This is a genomic window from Cohnella rhizosphaerae (assembly GCF_029525575.1).
Lineage (GTDB): Bacteria > Bacillota > Bacilli > Paenibacillales > Paenibacillaceae > Cohnella > Cohnella rhizosphaerae.
Genome location: NZ_JAPDIA010000007.1, coordinates 1,081,315 through 1,102,396 on the forward strand (window position 1 = coordinate 1,081,315; position 21,082 = coordinate 1,102,396).

The following is a 21,082-nucleotide window of genomic DNA, read 5'->3' on the forward strand; positions in this document are numbered from 1 at the left end:
TTCCGTTCAATATCGACAGGGGGGATTTAAACGAAATGACGCGGGCGGAACTGGAAGCGTTCGGACCGGACGTTTACTTCCACCTAGCGGCTACTTTCGAGCGATCTACCGAATCCTACGAATTCTGGGAAGAGAATGACCGACATAATGTGCAGCTTAGCCACCATCTTCTCGAGATCGTAAAAGATATGCCTTCGCTCAAGCGCATTGTATTCGCTTCGAGCTATTTGATTTATGATCCTGACCTGTACCAATTCGCATCACCTGCCTCTGAGGCGACGCCCTTGAGGGAGACGGACCGCATTTCGCCTCGTAACTTATGCGGCATGGCAAAGCTGATGCACGAGAAGGAACTGGCATTTGTCCAACAATTTACCGGCGGCCGACTCACGACAGTCAGTGCACGCATTTACCGCGTGTACGGCAAAGACTCGCGGGATATCGTGTCCCGTTGGATCCAGGCGCTACTGCGCGGCGAGACGATCCAGGTGTACCGCAAGGAAGGCATGTTCGACTATATATACGCCGACGAAGTGGCCGAAGGTCTTTTTTAGGCTCGCCTCAAGCAGCACGGACGGCATTGTCAATTTAGGAAACGGCAACGCACGTCGGGTGGAAGAACTTCTTGCTGCGCTTCGCGTTCATTTTCCCGAGATGAATGCCGTCGAGGGGGGAGAGCGATATCCCCTTTGAAGCTTCGGAGGCGAACATGACGCGGTATGAGCAGCAGGTCGGCTGGCGGCCTGTCCGTCAGCTCGAAGACGTGCTGCCGGAGATGATCGAGCACTACAAACAGGTGCTTGGACGGCAGAAAGAGATGGGCTTGACGACAAGCGGAACCAAGGACCGCCATGTTCTTATCTCCAGCTTATCCCGTAAAATTTCGCTAATCGAAGGATCTAGACGGGCACTGGTCAAGCTGGGTGCAAACGCTGAAGTCGTCGGCGGAGACAGCGACGACGGATGTCTCGGTGGATACTTCGCAGATCGAATGTGGATTATGCCCAAATTGGATACGCTCAGCGTATCGGATTTAGTGCAAAAGTGCAGGGAACTCGGCATCAGGTACATCATTCCGTCCAGAGACGGCGAACTTGAATTTTATGCGAAACATGCTGCGGCTTTGCGGAAAGCGGGGATCGACGTTATGGTATCGCCCCTCGCTACGGTTGAGATGTGCTTGGACAAGCTCGCTTTCGCCAAGGAAGGGGAGCGCCTTGGTTTCCCTGTCATCCCTGCCTCGGCGAGTCCTGAGGACTTGGCAGCTCCGCGATTCGTTGTAAAGGAACGTTATGGTGCCGGTTCTCGCAATATCGGGTTGGGGTTGAGCCTTGCGGAGGCGGTGAAGCATGCCGAGTTGCTCGAGAGCCCGGTCTACCAGCCACATATAGAAGGTCAGGAAATCAGCGTCGACTTGTACGTAACGAGTGCGGGACGTTGCAAGGGAGTTGTGCTCAGACGGCGGATAAAAGTCGTGAACGGAGAATCTCAGGTAACCGAAACATTCCGCGATGAAAAACTGGAAACGATGTTCGCGGAATTTGCCGAACGGATCGATATTTACGGTCATGCCGTATTTCAGGCTATCGTTACCGCGTCCGGGAGCTGCAGAATTATTGAATGCAATGCGCGTTGGGGGAGGGGCTTCGCATCTTGCGGTAGCGGCGGGGCTGGATAGCTTGTACTGGTTCTTCCTTGAAGCCGGGGGGAGCGAATCTGGACGAATATCTGTTCCTAAGAGCTAAACCGACACAACGGTTGGTTCGCTATCCTGAGGATCGCATTCAATGAAGGTATACGTCTTCGATCTGGACGACACGCTTTATGAAGAAATTACGTATGTGCACAGCGGCTTCCGAGCGGTAGCCCGCGATCTGGAGGCAAGAGAAGGCGTAGACGCGTTCCAATGCGAGCAGAAACTGCGCGATGCATTGAACATTGAGGGCAGAGGCAAAGTTTTCGATACGGTGCTCGAATCCTTCGGCTTGCTGACCCGTGGTAGGGTCGGCCGCTGTCTGGCTGTCTATCGAGGACATCAACCTTCAATTGTCCTGAGCGAGGACGCGCGAGACTGCTTGGAACGTCTTCATAGATCGGGCATGCCTGTGTACATCGTCACCGATGGTAACAAATTGGTTCAACTTGCAAAACTTCGGGCCCTCGGCCTTTACGATTCGCCTCTGGTGCGCCGCTGTTTTATATCGCGAAGGTTCGGCGTTCATAACGAGAAACCGTCTCCATATTGCTTTGGGTTGATCAGCGAGCTCGAGGGAGCGTCTCCCAGAGATATCGTATATGTCGGAGACAATCCAGCCAAGGATTTCGTCGGCATTAAGCCGCTCGGGTATCGTACGGTTCGCATTCGAAGAGGCTCGCATCGCGAGGTGACCATGCCGCCTTCTCATGAGGCGGATTTTAGTGTCGAGGGATTCGAACAGTTCGAAGGGCGTCTGGAGTCTTATATTGCCGCACAGCGAGAGGGAGGCATTATTAATGGGTATTAAAATCGGGCGGTTTGAGATAGGGCGGGACCAACCGCCCTTCATTATTGCCGAGATGTCCGGCAATCACAATCAATCGCTGGACAAGGCTCTCGCCATTGTTGAAGCATCGGCGGCGGCAGGCGTTCAAGCGCTTAAGATTCAGACATACACCGCAGATACCATGACGCTTGATATAAATACGGGCGAGTTTTTTTATTGACGACCCGCAGAACCTATGGCAGGGAAGTTCGCTGTATTCGCTGTATCAGCAAGCGTATACGCCTTGGGAATGGCATGAGGCAATCTTCGCCAAATGCCGTGAGCTCGGAATCGTCGGATTCAGTACGCCGTTTGACGAATCTGCCGTCGATTTTTTGGAAGGACTTGATGTGCCGTGCTACAAAATTGCCTCTTTCGAGAACACGGACCTGCCGCTTATTCGCAAGGCCGCCGCTACAGGCAAGCCCCTTATTATATCGACGGGGATGGCTACTGTAGCCGAACTTGACGAGACCGTTCGTGCGGCTAGAGAGGCTGGTTGCAAGGATTTGATTTTGCTTAAGTGCACGAGCTCATATCCGTCGACGGCCGATGACTCCAATCTGCTTACAATTCCTCATATGCGTCATTTGTTCGAATGCGAGATCGGTTTGTCCGACCATACGATGGGGATCGGCGTCGGCGTCGCGAGCGTGGCGCTGGGCGGCACCGTCATTGAAAAGCATCTAACCTTGAAGCGCGCCGAGGGCGGCGTAGACGCGGAGTTCTCGATGGAACCGGACGAGATGGCCCTGTTAGTACGAGAGACGGAACAGGCATGGCGCAGTCTCGGCAGGATACAGTATGGCGTGATCGCTGCAGAATCGGCCTCGCTGAAGCACCGCAGGTCACTATACGTGGCAAAAGATCTTGACGCAGGCGAGATCATGACCAGAGATAATATCCGTTCGATACGACCTGGACATGGGCTGCCGCCAAAATATCTGGACCAGTTGGTCGGTCGCCCGGTATCCGGCCCGGTACGTAAAGGAACGCCAGTATCCTTTGATCTTTTTTAGTAATAGTTTTATATATTAATCAGGCAAGGAGACGAATCCGGCATGAAACTATTGGTAACCGGAGGCGCTGGATTTATCGGCCGCTGGGTCGTCGGAAAGCTGCTGAACGACGGACACGACGTGTGGGTCTTGGACGATCTTTCCAACGGAAGCTTGGCAAATCTGAAGGCATATCGCGAGCATCCCGGTTTAAAGGACGTCGTTGTCGGCGATCTGAAGGATACGGCATTGCTGAATGAATTGTTCTCGGCGACTTCATTTAATATTTGCTATCATCTTGGAGCCTCGATAAATGTACAGGATTCCATCGACGATCCGTCTACAACCTTTCAAAATGATACGATCGGCACCTTTTCTTTGCTGGAACAATGCAAACGCACGAATACCAAGATGGTGTTCATGAGCACCTGCATGGTCTACGATCGCTGCACGGACGATGCGGGAATCGCGGAGACACATCCTACCAAACCCGCCTCGCCCTATGCCGGAGCTAAGATTGCTGCCGAGAATATGGTGCTTTCCTATTATTACGCATATGGACTGCCGACCGTTGTCATTCGTCCATTCAACACATACGGTCCGTTTCAGAAGACTGGGGGCGAGGGCGGCGTCGTAGCAATATTTATTAAAAACGCACTCGAAGGCAAGACGTTGTCTATCTACGGAGAAGGAACGCAGACGCGCGACCTGCTCTACGTCGAGGACTGCGCCCGTTTTGTTGTCGAATCCGGGTACAGCAACCGCATGAATGGCGAGATCGTGAATGCCGGACTTGGCCGCGACATCGCGATCAACGATCTTGCACTGCTGATTGCGGGTAGCCCGGATGCAGTAAGCCACGTGAAACATATCCATCCTCAGAGCGAGATTCAAAAACTCCTGTGCAACTCAACAAAGGCTAAGGAGCTACTCGGTTGGCAGCCGGAGGTTTCGCTGGAGGAAGGTATACGTCGAACGCGCGAGTGGATCGCGTCCGGAGGACTCGGGTGATGGCGCAGCGCGATTCGGAAAGCGGCACCCCAAAGCGTCTCGCGATGCTGCCCTACGGCAGGCAGTGGCTGGATGAAGAAGACAAGGCGGCTGTCATGAAGGTACTAAACAGCGACTTTTTGACGCAAGGCCCGACGATCGCGGCTTTCGAACGCGGCGTTGCCGACGCTGTCGGAGCCCGCTATGCGGTCGCCTTCTCAAATGGGACAGCCGCGCTTCATGCTGCTTGCTTCGCTGCCGGGATCGGTCCGGGCGACGAAGTCATCACCTCGCCGATTACCTTTCTGGCTAGCAGTAACTGCGTGCTTTACATGGGGGGCAAGCCGGTGTTCGCGGACATCAAGCCGGATACTTATAATATCGATCCTGACCGGATTGAAGTGGCCATCACTTCCCGTACGCGAGCGATTATCCCGGTCGACTTCACCGGCCAACCGGCCGAGATGGATCGGATTATGGACATTGCGCGAAAGCACGGTCTTGTTGTCATCGAGGATGCAGCCCATTCGCTTGGCGCCTCTTATGGCGGCCGCATGGTCGGCTCCATCGCCGACATGACGATGTTCAGCTTTCATCCCGTCAAGCATATCACCAGCGGCGAGGGCGGCATGATCGTCACGGACAACGAAAGCTATTACCGTAAGCTCCAGCTTTTCCGAAATCATGGTATGACGCGTGACCACGACGAAATGGAACAAAACGAAGGTCCTTGGTATTACGAAATGCAAGCGCTCGGCTTTAATTACCGCATGACCGACCTGCAAGCGGCGCTGGGATTAACTCAACTCGGAAAGCTAGACAAGTTTGTCGGGCTGCGAAGAGATATTGCGCGGACATATACGGAAGCATTCAGCGACATTCCAGGTGTGATTGTACCTTTTCAGCATCCGAAAGCCAATTCCAGTTGGCATTTGTATGTGTTAAGATTTGAGTTAAATCTTATCGGCAAATCGCGGCAGGAGATATTTAATGATCTGCGCTCTGCGAACATTGGTGTCAATGTACATTATATTCCGATTTACAGGCAGCCCTATTATAGAAGTTTAGGATACTCAGACATTGGAACTTCCCAAGCCGAGAGATATTACGAGACAGCTATCTCGTTGCCTTTGTTTCCTCAAATGAGTGGTTCTGATCTTATGGATGTTCTCAACGCAGTTAAAAGATCTGTGGAATTATAAAAAAAAGCGGCAAAGATATTATTGTAAAGGAGAGCCGATCTCATTGGAAAAGGCTTTTACAATGCTATTGACTGGACTCAGTGGCGCAGGTAAAACTACCACTGCACTTGGTTTACAAGAACGATTAAAGCAAGTGAATAAGCGCGTGGAAATTTTGGACGGAGATATTGTAAGGGATGAGATTGGTCATTTATTTGGTTACTCCCGCGAAGAACGCTTAAAAGTAAGCAAGATTCTTAGGTTTACGGCAAAATTATTAAATAAGAACGGCATTTCAGTTATTATCGCCGCTATTTCCCCGTATCAGGAAATGAGGGATAATTACCGGCAAATGATGTCGGATTATGTAGAGACATTTGTAAAGTGTCCTTTGGAAGTTTGTGTGGAACGTGATGTTAAGGGGCTTTACCAAAAAGCATTACGAGGGGATGTTAAACATGTCGTTGGCGTAGACGAAGTATTCGAGATCCCCCGATCCCCTGATATTGTTATAGATACTTCCGAAATGAGCTTGGAAGACGGGGTCGAAAAAATTTGGATAGCATTAAAAGAAAAATCTTATGTCTAACAACCCTCCTTATCCTTATATCACAAAAGACAATTTAGACAATCGGCAGAACTATATGTATTCAAAATATGGCGGAACAGAGTTCCTAAAGATTTTTTTTGAAAATAGGGAAGAGGCTAAGCAGGAACTTATTAAGTCAGCAGCAGCTTGCTGCAGAATTTAATATCAATGAAATCTGCTTGCCGGATGTGCTTCAACAACTGTATCAGTTGCAGCGTATTCCTGTCGTCAAAGAAATGTATGAGGCTTGGCAACAACCAGATAAGAGATTATCAGAAAAATTACTAGATCAACTCACACATGCTTTTGAAGTTCGAAAAAGAATACACGCAGATTATGATCTTCAAGCAAAGCCGGTAAATGCAGAAGAGTACAAAGAAACATCCTCATACGTAGCTTTCTCGACAATATTAATAGACGTTTTGGCCAATACGAATACCCAAGGAATTAATATGCGGTATTTAAACGTACTACTGAAGCTGATGGACACCATTCTTTCTTTCAAAGAAAGGCTGAACCCGATCGAAGCAAAATGCGTACTATACGCGCTTGAGGTTGAAGGAAGTATCGTTATACAACTTATGACAGATAAAGGGTTGCGAGTATGAACATATTGCAAGAGTTTGTACTGCTCGGCACTAACTCGGCTAGAACAAAAGCTTATTTGCAAATCATGGCTAAAGCAGGCTATCGTCCAGGCTCTGTAGTACTTATGGCTGCGGATCCGGATAAAATTTATCAAGAACGTATTGAATACCATGAGTCAGCAATCGATTTTAATGCAAACTCTGATTATTTTAATTTGAAGGAACCCGTTCTTGTTACTCTTGAAAGGCTACAGCTGCCGTACCAAGTTTTACTGACGGATTCTGTAAATTCAATCGAGACCAAACAAGCACTAGAGAAATCGCTTGCGTCATATGTTATTTACTCGGGTTTTGGCGGACAAATCGTAAAAAAAGAGGTGCTTGCGCTTGGGAAAAGATTTTTGCATATTCACCCGGGCGTTGTTCCTACATACAGAGGGAGTACAACGGTTTATTATAGCCTATTAAAGGAAGGCCGAATCGGCGCTTCTGCCATATTCCTGGAAGAACAAATTGACGCGGGGCCCATTATTAAAACCAAGTGGTTTGAATTAAAAAATATTCACCCTGATCTAGATTATATCGTTGACCCTTTTATCAGAGCGGATCTCCTTAAAGAAGTGATATCGGACTATCTCAATATCGGTTATTTTCAAGAAAGAAGTCAATCGAAGGAGATGGGGGAAACATACTACATTATCCATCCGGTTCTTAAGCATATTTCAATCTTAGGACTTGGAAGTAAGGGAGGAGGGGGAGAATGAGTTTTGCATTTAAAACTAAAGCTCAAAATTTAGTTCAATTGCAATCCATTGTTAAGAAGTCTTTTGTGCTGAAGTCCGTCCATTTCCATGTCGCAGAATGGCTTCAAGACAAAGAGCGTCTCATTTCGAATATTTTTTCTATTTTTGATGCCACTCCTCTACTTATTGTCAGAAGCAGCTCCCTCAGCGAAGATTCATTCGAATCCTCACTTGCAGGACAATTTGAAAGTGTGCTTAACGTAAAACTTGAGCGAGAAAGCATCATTTCTGCTGTAGAAAGTGTACTTAATAGCTACAGAGAATATGAAACTAATATTAATAAGTTTGAAGTCCTGCTTCAGCCGATGCTGACTGAAGTTAAATGTAGCGGAGTCATCTTTACTCGAACATTGGAGACTCTTGCTCCTTATTATGTAATAAACTATGATGATACTAGTTTTTTGACGGATACAGTTACGAGTGGGAATTATGATGATGTAAAGAATATTCTTATTTACAAATTTGCTCGATTTGTTCCTGATTACTGGAGCGGTTTAATAAGTGCAGTAAAGGAACTTGAAAATATATGTTCATGTGATCACCTAGACATAGAATTTGCAATAAACTCGTCAAATCAAATCGTTATTCTTCAAGTTCGGCCGATAGTCACTAATATTATCAGACACCATCGGTGGATGGATAACAAAACAATTCATCAAATGACAGAACTCAGATCATTTGTTTCAAGTAAAATGACAAGAAAACCTCAGATATATGGTGAGACTACGATTTTTGGTCAAATGCCGGACTGGAATCCTGCTGAGATAATCGGCACTCGTCCTAAACCCCTATCCTATTCCCTTTATAATTATTTAATTATGGAGTCTTCATGGAGAAAAGGGCGTCAACTAATTGGTTATCAAACTCCCCATGCCTATAATTTAATGGTGCAAATTGCCGGGAGACCGTTTGTAGATGTTCGAGCTAGTTTTAATTCCCTTTTGCCTCAAGGCATCTCACCTGATTTAGCCGAAAAACTTGTAAATTATTATTTGAAACGACTGAATCAAAATCCTCACTACCACGATAAGATAGAATTTTATATTGTACATTCGTGCTTGGACTTCTCTTTTGAACAAATGGAAGGTGAGTTATTAAACAGCTCCTTTACGAATGAAGAGATACTTGAACTAAGATTATCCCTTCTGAAATTAACAAAAGATGCATTAAAAGATCAGGACGGTCAGTTAAAAAAAATTGCTGCAGCAAACAAAAGAATTAGAATTCCGGCGACGGGGATGGCTTATAGAAGATTTACAGCCCTTAGCGCTACTGAGCTCAATTGATGGATTGTTAAAAGATACTATTTCTTTTGGCACGATCCCATTTTCGGCGTTTGCGCGATGTGCCTTCATCGGAACTCAGTTAATGCGTTCTTTAATTGAGACTGGTGTATGGACGGAAGAAGAATTTCATAATTTTATGAATTCTATTGAAACGGTAGCAGGCCAATATGCACAGGACATGCAGTCATATGCTGAAGGTAAAACAGTACTCGATGAGATGATTGAAGCCTATGGGCATTTAAGGCCAGGAACTTATGATATAACGACTCCTCGATATGATGAACGCCCGGACATTTATTTCTCTTCAATGGAATGTTTAACGACAGGTGGCGAGAGAGATAATAACTTCCAATTTACAGCAGGGCAGTTAGAGGCTATTCAGAAGCTTTTGAACAATTATGAATTTGGAATAGACGTAGGGGACATGATTCAATTTGTTAGACTTAGTATCGAGCTTAGAGAAAAGATTAAGTTTGAGTTTACTAAAAATGTAAGTCTTTCATTGAAATACATTAAATCTTTTGGCGAGTATTATGGAATGACAGCAGACGATATGTCGTTTATTTCAGTCGGTCAATTATTGAGATGGAATCAGGAGGCGATGCCAGACGATTTTGTGGACTTGATGAAAAAAATCATTGAGGAGCAAAAGTTTCTTTACGTAGGGCAAGCTCAGTTTGTAATTCCGGATCTAATACGAAGCGAAGACGATTTAACTATCGTTCGGTCTCTCCAGTCTACACCTAACTTTACATCCCATCAGAAAATTATTGCACCGTCCGTTGCAATAAAGGGACTTGTCGAAGATACGCTCGATCTTAAAGGTAAAATCGTACTGATCGAGCAAGCTGATCCCGGTTATGATTGGGTGTTTTCAAAGGGGATTGGAGGGCTTGTAACTAAGTATGGAGGAGTAGCATCTCACATGGCAGTTCGCTGTGCTGAGTTTGGTATTCCTGCCGCTATCGGCTGTGGGGAATGGCTGTTTCAAAAGTTGGAGAAAAGTAAATATATTGAACTCAATTGTCCGGAAAAAAGGGTTATGCCTTGTGAGGGATATAAATGAGGGCCGTTTTAACCCAGAGGGTTATAAGAGATAACAGTTATGGTGAAATCCGAGATGCTCTAAGTCATGAATGGTACCCTTTTCTCAAGAAAATCGGGATTGAATTAGCTCTTCCCCTACCCAACATCGGTAAGGATATAGAAAGTCATTTGAAACATTTAAAGCCTCAATTAATTGTGTTAACAGGTGGAAACGACATTACAATCGCACAATCTATACAAAAAAACCGATCCGCTTAATGTTTGTAGAGACGAAACTGAATGCGCAGTTTTAGAATATGCCTTAAAAAAGTGAAGTCCCCGTTATTGGTGTCTGTAGAGGGATGCAATTTATTCACGCTTATTTTGGAGGAGAACTTAATACTAGAATTGGACACGTAGGAACTTTGCATGAAATATTATGTCGAAATCCATTTAGTGACAACATGGTGTGGACAAACACTAAGGTTAATTCCTATCACAATTACTGCATAAGTGAACCATTGTTTGAATCGTTTGTGCCTATCGCAAAATGTATATCAGATAACTCGATTGAAGCTTTTATACATCGAAACTTACCAATAATGGGCGTTATGTGGCACCCTGAAAGAAACAACCCTGCATCTGAAATGGATCAGATGTGGCTAAGGGAACTGTTGAACAGTAACAAGAGGGGGGGATTAATATCAGAGCGATTATACTAGCTGCAGGAAAAGGGACTCGCCTTCGGCCACTAACAGATGATCGACCAAAAACAATGATAAAATTAAATAATCAGACTCTATTGGATAGACAATTGGAACGGTTCCATCGTTTTGGAATTAAGGATGTTGCTGTTGTAACGGGTTATTGTTCTGATGCGGTGAGTAGCCAATTCGTCTTTAAAGCGTTTGAAAATAAAGATTATAATTCAACAAATATGGCATATTCTTTATTCTGCGCAAAAGAATTCCTTGAAGATGATGTGATTATTTCGTATGGAGACATACTATACGAAGATCAGGTATTAGACAAGTTATCGAAATCTGAACAAGATATATCTGTAACGGTCGACCTCGACTGGGAAAAATACTATTCTCAAAGATTTCAAAATCCTTATGATGATGCGGAATCTTTAATTTACGATAACAATCTTAAAATAACCGACATAGGAAAGAGTAATCCGCTTCCAAAAGAAGTTATGGCTCAATATATTGGATTAATTAAACTATCAAAGGCTGGAGCCAGAACCTTTTTTGTCGATATTTAATCAAACGAGTCGCGACCAACGTATTGGATGGGATAGGCCTTTGCACCAGGCATATATGACAGATTTTTTACAAGAAGTCATCAATAACGGGAAAACGGTTTGCGCGCTCCCCATTAATGGAGGATGGCACGAAATCGACAATCTGAATGACTATCAATTAGCTGTTCAGAAATATAGCTAAGAAAGTTTGTTAGAGTGATAAATAATTAAGGAGATAATCAGTTGCATTACAACCTACGCTCGGCATAACCAAGGCGGTGTTACCGCTTTCACGAAACCCATTGACACAAAACTTTCCATGATGGTATATTCGGGGGAGAGGGCCAGGCCGAATCGCCTATGTCAATCGAATTGATGATGAAGGGAATGTTATGTACATGCAAGGTAAAGTGAAATGGTTCAACGCAGAGAAAGGTTACGGCTTCATCGAAGCTGAGGAAGGCGGCGACGTATTCGTTCACTTCTCCGCAATCCAAATGGACGGCTACAAGGCGCTCGAAGAAGGCCAGCCGGTCGAATTTGACATCGTCCAAGGCGCTAGAGGCCCGCAAGCGGCAAACGTTATCAAAATCTAATTCAAGGTGCTTTCGAGCTCCTGCCTATAGAAAAAGCAATGGTCCTGTTACGATTTAAGGCCACCCCGCCTCGGATCTCTCCGAGGTTTTTCTCTGTTTTATAGCGTTTTCACGATTGTTTTCAAAGTTAACAGAATATTCGAAAGAATCCGTGGATTGCTTTGGATTTGACACCGCGGGTATGTTAAAATGAAGTCAGCAAAGGAGGATGCAGCATATGAAATATAATATTCGTGGTCAGCGTATGGAAGTCACACCGGCTCTTCGGGATTACGTCGAGAAGAAGCTTGCCAGGCTGGAACGGTATTTTGAAGCGCCTCCCCAAACCGACGGCAACGTGACGCTAAGCGTGACGAAGGGCAGCAATGCCGTCGAGGTCACCCTTCCGCTCCAGGGGTTGCTGCTCCGGGCAGAAGAAAAAAGCAACGATATGTATGCGTCGATCGACTTGGTCGTCGACAAGCTTGAGCGCCAAATCCGCAAGCATAAAACGAAAGTGAACCGCAAGATTCGTCAGACTGCTGGGGCGAAGGGCGTATTCAAGGAAGAGAACGCAAGCTCCAACGCGACGGCGACGCTCGTACGCGATGATGAGGACGAGAAGTTCGAAGTAGTCCGTACGAAGCGCTTCTTATCTCCACCCATGGCCGTCGAAGATGCAATCCTGGAGATGAACTTGATCGGCCATGATTTCTTCGTTTTCGCCAATGCGGAGACCAAGGAGACGAACGTCGTGTATCGCCGGGACGACGGTACTTACGGGTTGATTGAGTCGGCTGTCTGACTCTCTTAAACGATAATTTCAAATCACAAACCTAGCCCTCTTTTCCGATAAAAAGGAAAGAGGGCTTTTAGATAGGCAGCCCTACAGCAGGAGAAGGCGGGGCGGCATTATTTTGAAAGTACAATATCTAAAAAGCGCTTCGGTGCTCGTGGAGCATGAAGGCGTTCGCGTATTATGCGATCCGTGGCTGACGGATGGCATTTATTATGGCAGCTGGTATCACTACCCCCCGCTAGAGATAACGCCCGAAGATTTTTCGGACGTAGATTATATTTATATCTCCCACGTGCATCCCGATCATTTGGATCCGGAGACGCTTCGCCGATTGCCGGACCATATTCCTGTGCTGATCGCCAACTACAAAGACCGTTTTGTGCATCGAATTCTAAAACAGTGCGGCTTCGAGCAAATTATCGAGCTGCAGGGGCATCACCCCTATCGTTTAGCCGACGATTTTTATATTGAAGTGCTGGGCGCGGACTTCTGCGATCCGGCGCTATGCGGACATGCCTTCGCCTGTCAGCCTGAACCGGATCGGGTCACGTATGCTTTGGATACGCTCGCTATTTTCAGTGGGGGCGGAAAAGTCGTCGTCAATACGAATGATTGTCCGTTCGGATTAACGGCATCGGCTTGCAAATACATTTTGAATCATTACGGAAAAGTGGATTTTTTTGCTCGTCGGTTATGCAGGGGCAGGACCTTATCCGCAGTGCTTCGAACATCAGGACGAAGAAGCCCTTTTGCGAAAAGGGGAGCTAAAGAAACGCCAATTCATTAGGCAATGCGCGGATTATCTGGAGGCGCTTCGCCCGACTTATTTTCTGCCATTCGCGGGTCAGTATACGCTGGGCGGCAAGCTTTGGCGTTTAAATCGTTATAGGGGCGTGCCAGAGCTAGAAGACTTGGAGCCTTTGTTCGCTTCGGAGCGAAGCGCACGCGGGATTGAATCCGAGATGGTGCTGCTGAATTCCCGGGAGTGGTTCGATCTAAGGGAAGGCGCCGCTTCTTCTCCTTACCGGCCTATCTCAATGGCGGACAAGCTTGCTTATATTGAAAGAGAACTAAGTGGAAGACGTTACGTATACGAGTCGGATGCTCCATGTCCGAGCGATGAGCTGCTAATGGAGCTTCGGGAGGCACAACGTCATATGATCGGTCAGATGGCGATGCGGGGAATACGACCCAGACTGCATGATTGGAACGTGTATTTGGACGTAGGTGACCAGGATGAGGTTTTCCACGTGCCGCTAACCGAGGGCGAGGTTGCCCGTATTCCTATTCACGATATCGCGGAGCCGTGTTTGGCGGTTCGGCTAGATGCAAGACTGCTGAAGCGAATGCTTGAACGCAAGGCGCATTGGAACAATGCGGAAATCGGATCCCACTTGCGTTTTAATCGCGCGCCGGACGTTTTCGACAGGCCTTTGTTTACCGCGTTGTGCTATCTTCATCTTCCGTCATCCGTTAAAGGTTGAGCAAACGCCGCTTTCCTTGCCCCCCTCTCGCCAAACTGCTAAAATAAATAGATACGGTCATCCCGCATAAGGGGAAGGGGTATCATATGCTCGGAATAGTGAAGAAGATATTCGGAGACGCCAACGAGCGCGAAGTGAAGCGGCTGTCCAAGACGGTCGACGAGATCAACGAGCTGGAGTCTTCGGTTAAAGGGCTAAGCGACGAACAGCTTCGTGCCAAGACGGACGAGTTCCGCAATCGCCTGAATAATGAGAATTTTGAATTGGACGATATTTTGCCGGAGGCGTTCGCGGTCGTACGCGAGGCTGCGATGCGGGTGCTGGGGCAGCGCCACTACGACGTCCAGTTGATGGGCGGCATGGTGCTGCACAGCGGCAAGATCGCGGAGATGAAGACGGGCGAAGGCAAGACGCTCGTCGGCACGCTCGCGGTCTATTTGAACGCGCTCGCCGGCAAGGGCGTTCACGTCGTCACGGTCAACGATTATCTGGCGCAACGGGACAGTCAAATGATGGGCCAAGTTTACAATTTCCTGGGCATGACGGTGGGCTGCAACCTGCATGGTCTATCTCATGAGGAAAAGCAGGCGGCTTACGCGTGCGACATCACGTACGGCACGAACAACGAGTTCGGCTTCGACTATCTGCGCGACAATATGGTGCTGTACAAGGAGCAGATGGTTCAGCGTCCGCTCTATTACGCCATCATCGACGAAGTCGACTCCATCCTGATCGACGAAGCGCGTACGCCGCTGATCATCTCCGGCCAGGCGCAGAAGTCGACGCAGATGTACTATCAGGCGGACCGCGTGGCGAGCCGGCTGACCGAGACCGAGGACTTCACGATCGACGTGAAAATGCGGAGCATCGCGCTGACGGAGACCGGCGTGACGAAGGTGGAGCAGGCGTTCGATATCGAGAACCTGTTCGCGCACGAGCATGTGCTGATCAATCACCACGTGAACCAGGCGCTGCGCGCGCGCTTCATTATGAAGCGCGACGTGGACTACGTCGTTCAGGAAGAAGAAGTCGTCATCGTCGACGAGTTCACGGGCCGCTTGATGGCCGGACGCCGCTACAGCGACGGTCTGCACCAGGCGATCGAAGCGAAGGAAGGCCTGAACGTTCAGAACGAGAGCATGACGCTCGCGACGATCACGTTCCAGAACTACTTCCGGATGTACCGCAAGCTGGCCGGTATGACCGGTACGGCGAAGACGGAGGAAGAGGAGTTCAAGCGGATCTACGGCCTCGAGGTCGTGCAGATCCCGACGAACCGTACCAATATTCGCAAGGACATCCCGGACGTCGTCTACAAGACGGAGAACAGCAAGTTCCGAGCCGTCGTCGAGGAGATCGTGAAGCGTCACCAGACGGGGCAGCCGGTGCTGGTCGGTACGGTATCGATCGAGAACTCGGAGCGCGTGTCGGAAATGCTGAAAAAGAAAGGCATCAAGCATCAGGTGCTGAACGCCAAGTACCATGCCGAGGAAGCCGAGATTATCGCGAGCGCGGGCCAGCGCGGCACGGTCACGATCGCGACGAACATGGCCGGACGCGGTACGGATATTCTGCTGGGCGAAGGCGTGCCGGATCTCGGCGGTCTGCACATTATCGGTACCGAGCGGCATGAGAGCCGCCGGATCGACAACCAACTGCGCGGCCGCGCAGGCCGTCAGGGCGACCCGGGCTCCTCGCAGTTCTACCTGTCGATGGAGGACGAGCTCATGCGCCGTTTCGGCGCGGACAACATCATGGGCATGATGGAGCGTCTCGGCTTCGACGAGGAATCGCCGATCGAGAGCCGCCTCATCACCCGCGCGATCGAGTCGGCGCAGAAGCGCGTCGAAGGCAGCAACTTCGACGCCCGCCGCGTCGTCCTGCAGTACGACGACGTCATCAACCTGCAGCGGGAGAAGATCTATGGCGACCGCCGCCAGATTCTCGGCGCGGAGAAGATCCGCGACGTCGTCATGCCGATGATCAAGTCGGTCGTCGATCGCGCGGTAGACAAGCACTGCCCGGGCGACGACGTGCCGGAGGATTGGGATCTCGAAGGTCTCGCAAGCTACGCGCACGCGAACTTCCTGCCGGAAGACCGCGTGAACAAGGACGAGCTGTGGGGCAAGGAGAAGGAAGAGATCGTCGAACTGCTCATGGCGCGCATCGAGGAGCTGTACAACGAGCGCGAGCAGATGATCGGCGAAGAGACGATGCGCGAGTTCGAGAAGGTCGTCGTCCTTCGCGCGGTCGACAGCAAGTGGATGGACCACATCGACGCGATGGACCAGCTGCGTCAAGGCATCCATCTTCGCGCTTACGGCGGCAACGATCCGCTTCGCGAGTACCAGTTCGAAGGCCACAACATGTTCCTGTCCATGATCGAGCGGATCGAAGAAGAAGTGACGCTCTACATCATGAAGGCGCAGGTCGAGAGCAACGTGAAGCGCGAAGCCGTCGCCGAAGGCCAAGCCGTCGATACGAAGGCGGAAGCGGGACCGAAGCGCCCGGCGCGTTCGCCGGAGCAGCGCGTCGGCCGCAATGACCCTTGCCCATGCGGCAGCGGCAAGAAATACAAAATGTGCCACGGTCGCATAGACTGATCGAAGGCATGGGAGCGGTGCTCCGCCGAGCGGCCCAGCCGGACCGCGCCGGGGAGCATCGCTCTTGCATGTCGGGAGAGCGATTGCGATCGTTGAACTTACTTCGGACCGCAAGCCGGCCCGCATTCTACGATGAGGTGATTTTACATGGCCGTCAATGATTACACAGCCAAGCAAGACCTTCGCGAATCCGCGAAGCGACTCACGTATCTTAGGGGGTCTCTTTGACTTAGATCTCAAGCAGGAAATGATCGCCAACTTCGAAGAGAAGATGAGCGCGCCGGACTTCTGGGACGACAACGAGAAGGCGCAGGGCGTCATCTCCGAGCTGAATGCGATCAAGGGCGTCGTCGAGCAGTATGCGGCGCTCGCGGCCGAGCAGGAGGACCTCGAGGCGATGCAGGAGATGCTGGAGGAGGAGTCGGACGCGGATCTCGAAGCCGAATGGGTCGGCAGCGTCAAGTCCCTCGCCAAAAAGGTCGACGACTTCGAGCTGCAGCTTGCTGCTCAACCAGCCATACGACAAGTCTCATGCGATCTTGGAGCTGCATCCGGGCGCAGGCGGCACGGAGTCCCAGGACTGGGCTTCGATGCTGTACCGGATGTACACGCGCTGGGCGGAAAAGCGGGGTTTCAAGGTGGAACTGCTCGACTATCTGCCGGGCGACGAAGCGGGGATCAAGAGCGTTACCATCATGGTCCGCGGCTACAATGCCTATGGCTACTTGAAGGCCGAGAAGGGCGTGCACCGGCTCGTGCGCATCTCGCCGTTCGACGCGTCCGGCAGACGCCATACGTCGTTCGTGTCCTGCGACGTCGTTCCTGAGATTCCGGACGACATCACGATCGAGATTCGTCCCGAGGACCTGCGCGTCGACACGTACCGGGCGAGCGGCGCCGGCGGCCAGCACATCAACAAGACCGACTCGGCGATCCGGCTCACGCACTTGCCGACCGGCATCGTCGTGGCCTGCCAGACCGAGCGCTCGCAGATCTCGAACCGCGACCGCGCGATGAAGATGCTCCAATCCAAGCTGTACGAAAAGAAGATTCAGGAGCAGCAGGCCGAGCTGGCCGCCATCCGCGGCGAGCAGCTTGACATCGCTTGGGGCAGCCAGATCCGCTCGTACGTGTTTCACCCGTACAGCATGGTCAAGGATCATCGCACCGGCGTAGAGACGGGCAACGTGCAGGCGGTCATGGACGGCGATCTCGATCCGTTCATCGACGGCTACCTGCGCAGCCAGATCAAGACGGATCCGGCGGCGGCGGCGGAATAACCGATCGGCACGCCCCCCCTTTTCGAATAAAGCATGCGGCAAGTTCCGACACTAATGGCAACGCGAGGCAACGTTTCTTCCGATCGCCGGCTCGGCTCCCCTCAGCGGAGACCGATGCAGGCTTCCGTTCGAAGTGAACCGATCGCGCCGCCGGGGTGGAGGGACTTGCTTTTTTTTGTATGTCACTACTTGTTCATTCATAAAAGAAAGTGGGCTTCCTACGATGGAACATGCAAACGAAGCGAATCGCGCGGGGTTTCCGCCTTACTCGGAGCCAAGGCTCAACAAGCGCCGCCGCAAGCCGCGCTCGCCGCTCTATCGAAATGCCGTGTCGATGGCGCTTCTGCTCGCGGGCTCCTTTCTCATCGCGGTCAGCTTCAACCTGTTCTTCCTGCCGAACAACATCGCCTCCGGCGGCGTGTCCGGCATCTCGGTCATCGTCAACTACCTGACCGACATCAAGCCCGCCTACACGCAGTGGACGCTCAACATCCCGCTTTTCCTCGCGGGCCTCGCCGTCTTCGGCGCTCGCTTCGGCGTCAAGACCGCCGTCGGCTCCGTCGTGCTGCCGCTGTTCGTGCTGCTCACCGCGCACTGGACGCCGCCGACGCACAACCCGCTGCTCGCCGCCGTCTACGGCGGTCTCGGCGTCGGGATCGGCCTCGGCCTCGTGTTCCGCGGCCAGGCGTCCACGGGCGGCCTCGATACGGCCGCGCAGATCCTGAACCGCTTCACCGGCCTGCGCCTCGGCCTCGCGGTCGCTACGCTCGACGGCCTCGTCATCCTCTCGGCCGGCATCCTGATCGCGCCCGAAAACGCGCTCTACGCCCTCATCGGCCTGTTCGTCACGAGCAAAACGATCGACGTCGTGCAGACAGGACTGCAGACGTCCAAGGCCGCATTCATCGTGACGACGCAGCCGGAAAAGGTGTCGCAGGCCGTGCTCGTCGATCTGGACCGCGGCCTCACCAAGCTGCAGGGCGAGGGCGGCTACACCGGCCAGCAGCGTCCCGTGCTCATGACCGTCGTCGGCCAGAACGAAGTGACGCGCCTCAAACTGCTCGTGCAGGACGCCGACCCAGGCGCTTTCGTTATCATTACGAACGCGGCGGAAGTGCTGGGGGGAGGGGTTTCATGAGCCGCATCCGCCGGGCGGTCGAACCAAAGAATGACGATGGCGTGAGCGCTAACCGAGAGGGGCGGCATCCGTGCATGACCAATGCCGTGGTCGGACAGCACGATCGTCAGCGGCTGCACGGAGCCTGCCGGGTGACTTCCGATCAAGGTGATGTGGGCGAGACGATGATTTTATTTCCACTTGAGACAACCTGCCATGATTCGGCACTCGCACCAACGCCATTGTTCCTATTCAAGACTTATTGAGAAGACGCGACGGGTAAAGGACGATCGTGCTCCCATTCAGGATTTCCTGCCATGGCGGCGCGCGCGAGGCGGCGCGTTTGTTTCCGCTCGAGACGTCTTGTCAGGACTCGGCGTTCGCGCCGGGGCATTTGATGCTATCCGAGACCTGTCGAAGACGACGCGAGGGGCGAGACGATGATTTTACTCCTATCCAGGAACTCCAGCCCTGGCGATGAGTGCGAGGCCCCGTATTTGTTTCCAACAGAGACATCCTGGAATGCCACTGCCGACGTGACAGCGCGATTATTCCTATCCGAGACTTTTGGCGCACAGCATGTGCCGGAGGAAGCCCTCCTCCCGTCGCTCAAAAGCCTTGACCACAAACGCGAATCTTTCGTTGAATAAATACTCATTCGAATGTATAATGATACACATCGACAACCGGACCCTGCGTGCCGCCAAGCCGCCGTCCGTCGCGTCCCGCAGCGCCGATTAAGCTGCTGCCTCTTACATAGCCGGGACGCGGCGACGGGGCTTGAATTGTTTTAGACATCCCCACCGCGATCCGGTACAATGGGAATAGTTTGCCATGAACGGCGGGCGCGCGCCTCTATCGCGATAGCGCGTCCCATTCCTTATACAGCAAGGAGTGTATGTAAATGCCATCATCCTCATCGTCATCCCAACCGTCTCAAGTACGCGCGGCCATCGTCGGATCTACCGGCTACGGCGGCGTCGAGCTGATTCGCTTGCTGGCCGCCCATCCTTACGTGACGGTCGCGTCCGTGATCTCGTCCTCGAATGCGGGCGAGCCGTTCGCGGCCGGCTACCCGCATCTGACGGAGATTCGCACGGACATACTGGACGCCGTCGACCCCGAGCTGATCGCGGACAAGGCCGACGTCGTCTTTTTCGCGACGCCGCACGGCGTCAGCACGAAGCTGGCGAGCCAGTTTCTCGCGGCGGGGCTCAAGGTTATCGATCTGTCCGGCGACTTCCGGCTGAAGAACCGGGACAGCTACGCCCAGTGGTACAAAAAAGAAGCGCCGCAGCAGGATGAGCTCGAGCGCGCGGTGTTCGGCATGAGCGAGCTGTTCGGCGACGAAGTGCGCGGAGCCGACTTCGTTACCAATCCGGGCTGTTTCCCGACGGCGACGACGCTGGGCCTGTATCCGGCGGTCAAGGCCGGCTGGATCGACCCGGACAGCATCATCGTCGACGCCAAGACCGGCGTGTCCGGCTCGGGCCGGGGCCTCAGCATGGCCGCCCACTTTTCCGAGGTCAACGAGAACTTCAAGGCGTACAAAGTGCATCAGCACCAGCACACGCCGGAGATCGAGCAGACGCTGGCGCGCGCCGCGGGCGGTCCGGTGACCGTGTCGTTCACGACGCATCTCGTGCCGATGACGCGCGGGATCATGAGCACGATGTACGCGAGCCTGACGGACAAGAGCCGCACGACGGCCGATTTCCGCGAGCTGTACAATCAGTTTTACGAAGGCCGGCCCTTCGTGCGTGTGCGTCCCGAGGGGACGTATCCGTCGACCAAGGAAGTGTACGGCTCGAACTATTGCGACATCGGCGTGCTCGTCGACGAGCGGACGAAGCGCCTGACGGTGATCTCCGTCATCGACAACCTCGTCAAGGGCGCGTCGGGCCAGGCGATTCAGAACTTGAACTTGATGATGGGCTGGGACGAGACGACGGGTCTGACGTTCCTGCCGGTCTATCCATAACGGACGGGGGGAACG

19 protein-coding genes and 3 pseudogenes are annotated in these 21,082 nt (G+C 51.5%); all 22 read left to right on the forward strand.

The annotated features are described in order from the left end of the window. The first annotated feature begins 35 nt into the window (after window positions 1-35). Window positions 36-554: an NAD-dependent epimerase/dehydratase family protein gene (locus tag OMP40_RS22810; RefSeq protein WP_277534774.1), complete on the forward strand. Its 519-nt coding sequence runs from the start codon at window positions 36-38 to the stop codon at window positions 552-554. Between the two features lie 155 nt (window positions 555-709). Then, a complete protein-coding gene (locus tag OMP40_RS22815; protein WP_277534776.1) occupies window positions 710-1,678 on the forward strand; it encodes an ATP-grasp domain-containing protein in 969 nt (322 codons plus the stop codon). Between the two features lie 109 nt (window positions 1,679-1,787). Beyond that, window positions 1,788-2,504 (forward strand): HAD family hydrolase, encoded by a 717-nt coding sequence (locus tag OMP40_RS22820; protein WP_277534778.1) that lies wholly within the window; start codon window positions 1,788-1,790, stop codon window positions 2,502-2,504. Then, window positions 2,494-3,541, forward strand: a pseudogene (gene pseI / locus OMP40_RS22825) (pseudaminic acid synthase). The gene OMP40_RS22820 and the pseudogene pseI overlap by 11 nt, the downstream one beginning before the upstream one ends. A 42-nt stretch (window positions 3,542-3,583) precedes the next feature. After that, window positions 3,584-4,531 carry a dTDP-glucose 4,6-dehydratase gene (locus OMP40_RS22830; RefSeq protein WP_277534779.1) on the forward strand — a complete coding sequence of 316 codons (948 nt, stop codon included), beginning with the start codon at window positions 3,584-3,586 and terminating at the stop codon, window positions 4,529-4,531. Next, complete coding sequence (gene pseC / locus OMP40_RS22835) at window positions 4,531-5,712, forward strand: UDP-4-amino-4,6-dideoxy-N-acetyl-beta-L-altrosamine transaminase (RefSeq protein ID WP_277534781.1); 1,182 nt, start codon at window positions 4,531-4,533, stop codon at window positions 5,710-5,712. The genes OMP40_RS22830 and pseC overlap by 1 nt, the downstream gene beginning before the upstream one ends. Window positions 5,713-5,755: 43 nt before the next feature. Continuing rightward, window positions 5,756-6,280: an adenylyl-sulfate kinase gene (cysC, locus tag OMP40_RS22840; RefSeq protein ID WP_277534783.1), complete on the forward strand. Its 525-nt coding sequence runs from the start codon at window positions 5,756-5,758 to the stop codon at window positions 6,278-6,280. A gap of 98 nt (window positions 6,281-6,378) precedes the next feature. Continuing rightward, the gene (locus OMP40_RS22845; RefSeq protein ID WP_277534785.1) at window positions 6,379-6,888 is read left to right on the forward strand and encodes a hypothetical protein; all 510 of its coding nucleotides are present in this window, start codon (window positions 6,379-6,381) and stop codon (window positions 6,886-6,888) included. Continuing rightward, entirely contained in the window at window positions 6,885-7,631 is a 747-nt protein-coding gene (locus tag OMP40_RS22850; protein WP_277534788.1) for a formyltransferase family protein, read from the forward strand. The genes OMP40_RS22845 and OMP40_RS22850 overlap by 4 nt, the downstream gene beginning before the upstream one ends. After that, window positions 7,628-8,956 (forward strand): PEP/pyruvate-binding domain-containing protein, encoded by a 1,329-nt coding sequence (locus tag OMP40_RS22855; RefSeq protein ID WP_277534790.1) that lies wholly within the window; start codon window positions 7,628-7,630, stop codon window positions 8,954-8,956. Before OMP40_RS22850 ends, OMP40_RS22855 begins: the two co-directional genes overlap by 4 nt. Then, window positions 8,868-10,022 (forward strand): PEP-utilizing enzyme, encoded by a 1,155-nt coding sequence (locus OMP40_RS22860; protein ID WP_277534793.1) that lies wholly within the window; start codon window positions 8,868-8,870, stop codon window positions 10,020-10,022. Before OMP40_RS22855 ends, OMP40_RS22860 begins: the two co-directional genes overlap by 89 nt. A 301-nt stretch (window positions 10,023-10,323) precedes the next feature. Beyond that, window positions 10,324-10,704 (forward strand): annotated as a pseudogene (locus tag OMP40_RS42145) (gamma-glutamyl-gamma-aminobutyrate hydrolase family protein); the annotation flags it as partial. After that, window positions 10,698-11,249, forward strand: a complete 552-nt coding sequence (locus OMP40_RS22865) for a phosphocholine cytidylyltransferase family protein (RefSeq protein ID WP_277534976.1) — start codon at window positions 10,698-10,700, stop codon at window positions 11,247-11,249. The pseudogene OMP40_RS42145 and the gene OMP40_RS22865, both read left to right, overlap by 7 nt. Before the next feature lie 377 nt (window positions 11,250-11,626). Then, a complete protein-coding gene (locus OMP40_RS22870) occupies window positions 11,627-11,824 on the forward strand; it encodes a cold shock domain-containing protein (RefSeq protein ID WP_277534978.1) in 198 nt (65 codons plus the stop codon). Window positions 11,825-12,041: 217 nt separating this feature from the next. Continuing rightward, entirely contained in the window at window positions 12,042-12,608 is a 567-nt protein-coding gene (hpf, locus tag OMP40_RS22875) for a ribosome hibernation-promoting factor, HPF/YfiA family (RefSeq protein ID WP_277534795.1), read from the forward strand. Window positions 12,609-12,720: 112 nt separating this feature from the next. Next, window positions 12,721-13,389 (forward strand): MBL fold metallo-hydrolase, encoded by a 669-nt coding sequence (locus tag OMP40_RS22880; RefSeq protein WP_277534797.1) that lies wholly within the window; start codon window positions 12,721-12,723, stop codon window positions 13,387-13,389. Beyond that, window positions 13,352-14,086, forward strand: a complete 735-nt coding sequence (locus OMP40_RS22885) for a hypothetical protein (protein WP_277534798.1) — start codon at window positions 13,352-13,354, stop codon at window positions 14,084-14,086. Before OMP40_RS22880 ends, OMP40_RS22885 begins: the two co-directional genes overlap by 38 nt. A gap of 86 nt (window positions 14,087-14,172) precedes the next feature. Beyond that, entirely contained in the window at window positions 14,173-16,689 is a 2,517-nt protein-coding gene (gene secA, locus OMP40_RS22890) for a preprotein translocase subunit SecA (protein ID WP_277534800.1), read from the forward strand. Window positions 16,690-16,836: 147 nt separating this feature from the next. Then, window positions 16,837-17,969: pseudogene (gene prfB, locus OMP40_RS22895) on the forward strand (peptide chain release factor 2). A gap of 223 nt (window positions 17,970-18,192) precedes the next feature. Beyond that, complete coding sequence (locus tag OMP40_RS22900; protein ID WP_277534801.1) at window positions 18,193-19,107, forward strand: YitT family protein; 915 nt, start codon at window positions 18,193-18,195, stop codon at window positions 19,105-19,107. Next, window positions 19,104-19,352 carry a hypothetical protein gene (locus OMP40_RS22905; RefSeq protein WP_277534803.1) on the forward strand — a complete coding sequence of 83 codons (249 nt, stop codon included), beginning with the start codon at window positions 19,104-19,106 and terminating at the stop codon, window positions 19,350-19,352. Before OMP40_RS22900 ends, OMP40_RS22905 begins: the two co-directional genes overlap by 4 nt. A gap of 638 nt (window positions 19,353-19,990) precedes the next feature. Continuing rightward, window positions 19,991-21,067, forward strand: a complete 1,077-nt coding sequence (gene argC, locus OMP40_RS22910) for an N-acetyl-gamma-glutamyl-phosphate reductase (protein ID WP_277534805.1) — start codon at window positions 19,991-19,993, stop codon at window positions 21,065-21,067. The last annotated feature ends 15 nt before the right edge of the window (window positions 21,068-21,082 follow it).

Excerpts from the sequence above, each read along its gene's own strand:
- OMP40_RS22810 (WP_277534774.1), top strand. The coding sequence starts at position 36 with ATGACGCGGGCGGAACTGGAAGCGTTCGGACCGGACGTTTACTTCCAC.
- OMP40_RS22815 (WP_277534776.1), top strand. The coding sequence starts at position 710 with ATGACGCGGTATGAGCAGCAGGTCGGCTGGCGGCCTGTCCGTCAGCTC.
- OMP40_RS22820 (WP_277534778.1), top strand. The coding sequence starts at position 1,788 with ATGAAGGTATACGTCTTCGATCTGGACGACACGCTTTATGAAGAAATT.
- OMP40_RS22830 (WP_277534779.1), top strand. The coding sequence starts at position 3,584 with ATGAAACTATTGGTAACCGGAGGCGCTGGATTTATCGGCCGCTGGGTC.
- pseC (WP_277534781.1), top strand. The coding sequence starts at position 4,531 with ATGGCGCAGCGCGATTCGGAAAGCGGCACCCCAAAGCGTCTCGCGATG.
- OMP40_RS22850 (WP_277534788.1), top strand. The coding sequence starts at position 6,885 with ATGAACATATTGCAAGAGTTTGTACTGCTCGGCACTAACTCGGCTAGA.
- OMP40_RS22855 (WP_277534790.1), top strand. The coding sequence starts at position 7,628 with ATGAGTTTTGCATTTAAAACTAAAGCTCAAAATTTAGTTCAATTGCAA.
- OMP40_RS22870 (WP_277534978.1), top strand. The coding sequence starts at position 11,627 with ATGCAAGGTAAAGTGAAATGGTTCAACGCAGAGAAAGGTTACGGCTTC.
- hpf (WP_277534795.1), top strand. The coding sequence starts at position 12,042 with ATGAAATATAATATTCGTGGTCAGCGTATGGAAGTCACACCGGCTCTT.
- secA (WP_277534800.1), top strand. The coding sequence starts at position 14,173 with ATGCTCGGAATAGTGAAGAAGATATTCGGAGACGCCAACGAGCGCGAA.
- OMP40_RS22900 (WP_277534801.1), top strand. The coding sequence starts at position 18,193 with ATGGAACATGCAAACGAAGCGAATCGCGCGGGGTTTCCGCCTTACTCG.
- OMP40_RS22905 (WP_277534803.1), top strand. The coding sequence starts at position 19,104 with ATGAGCCGCATCCGCCGGGCGGTCGAACCAAAGAATGACGATGGCGTG.
- argC (WP_277534805.1), top strand. The coding sequence starts at position 19,991 with ATGCCATCATCCTCATCGTCATCCCAACCGTCTCAAGTACGCGCGGCC.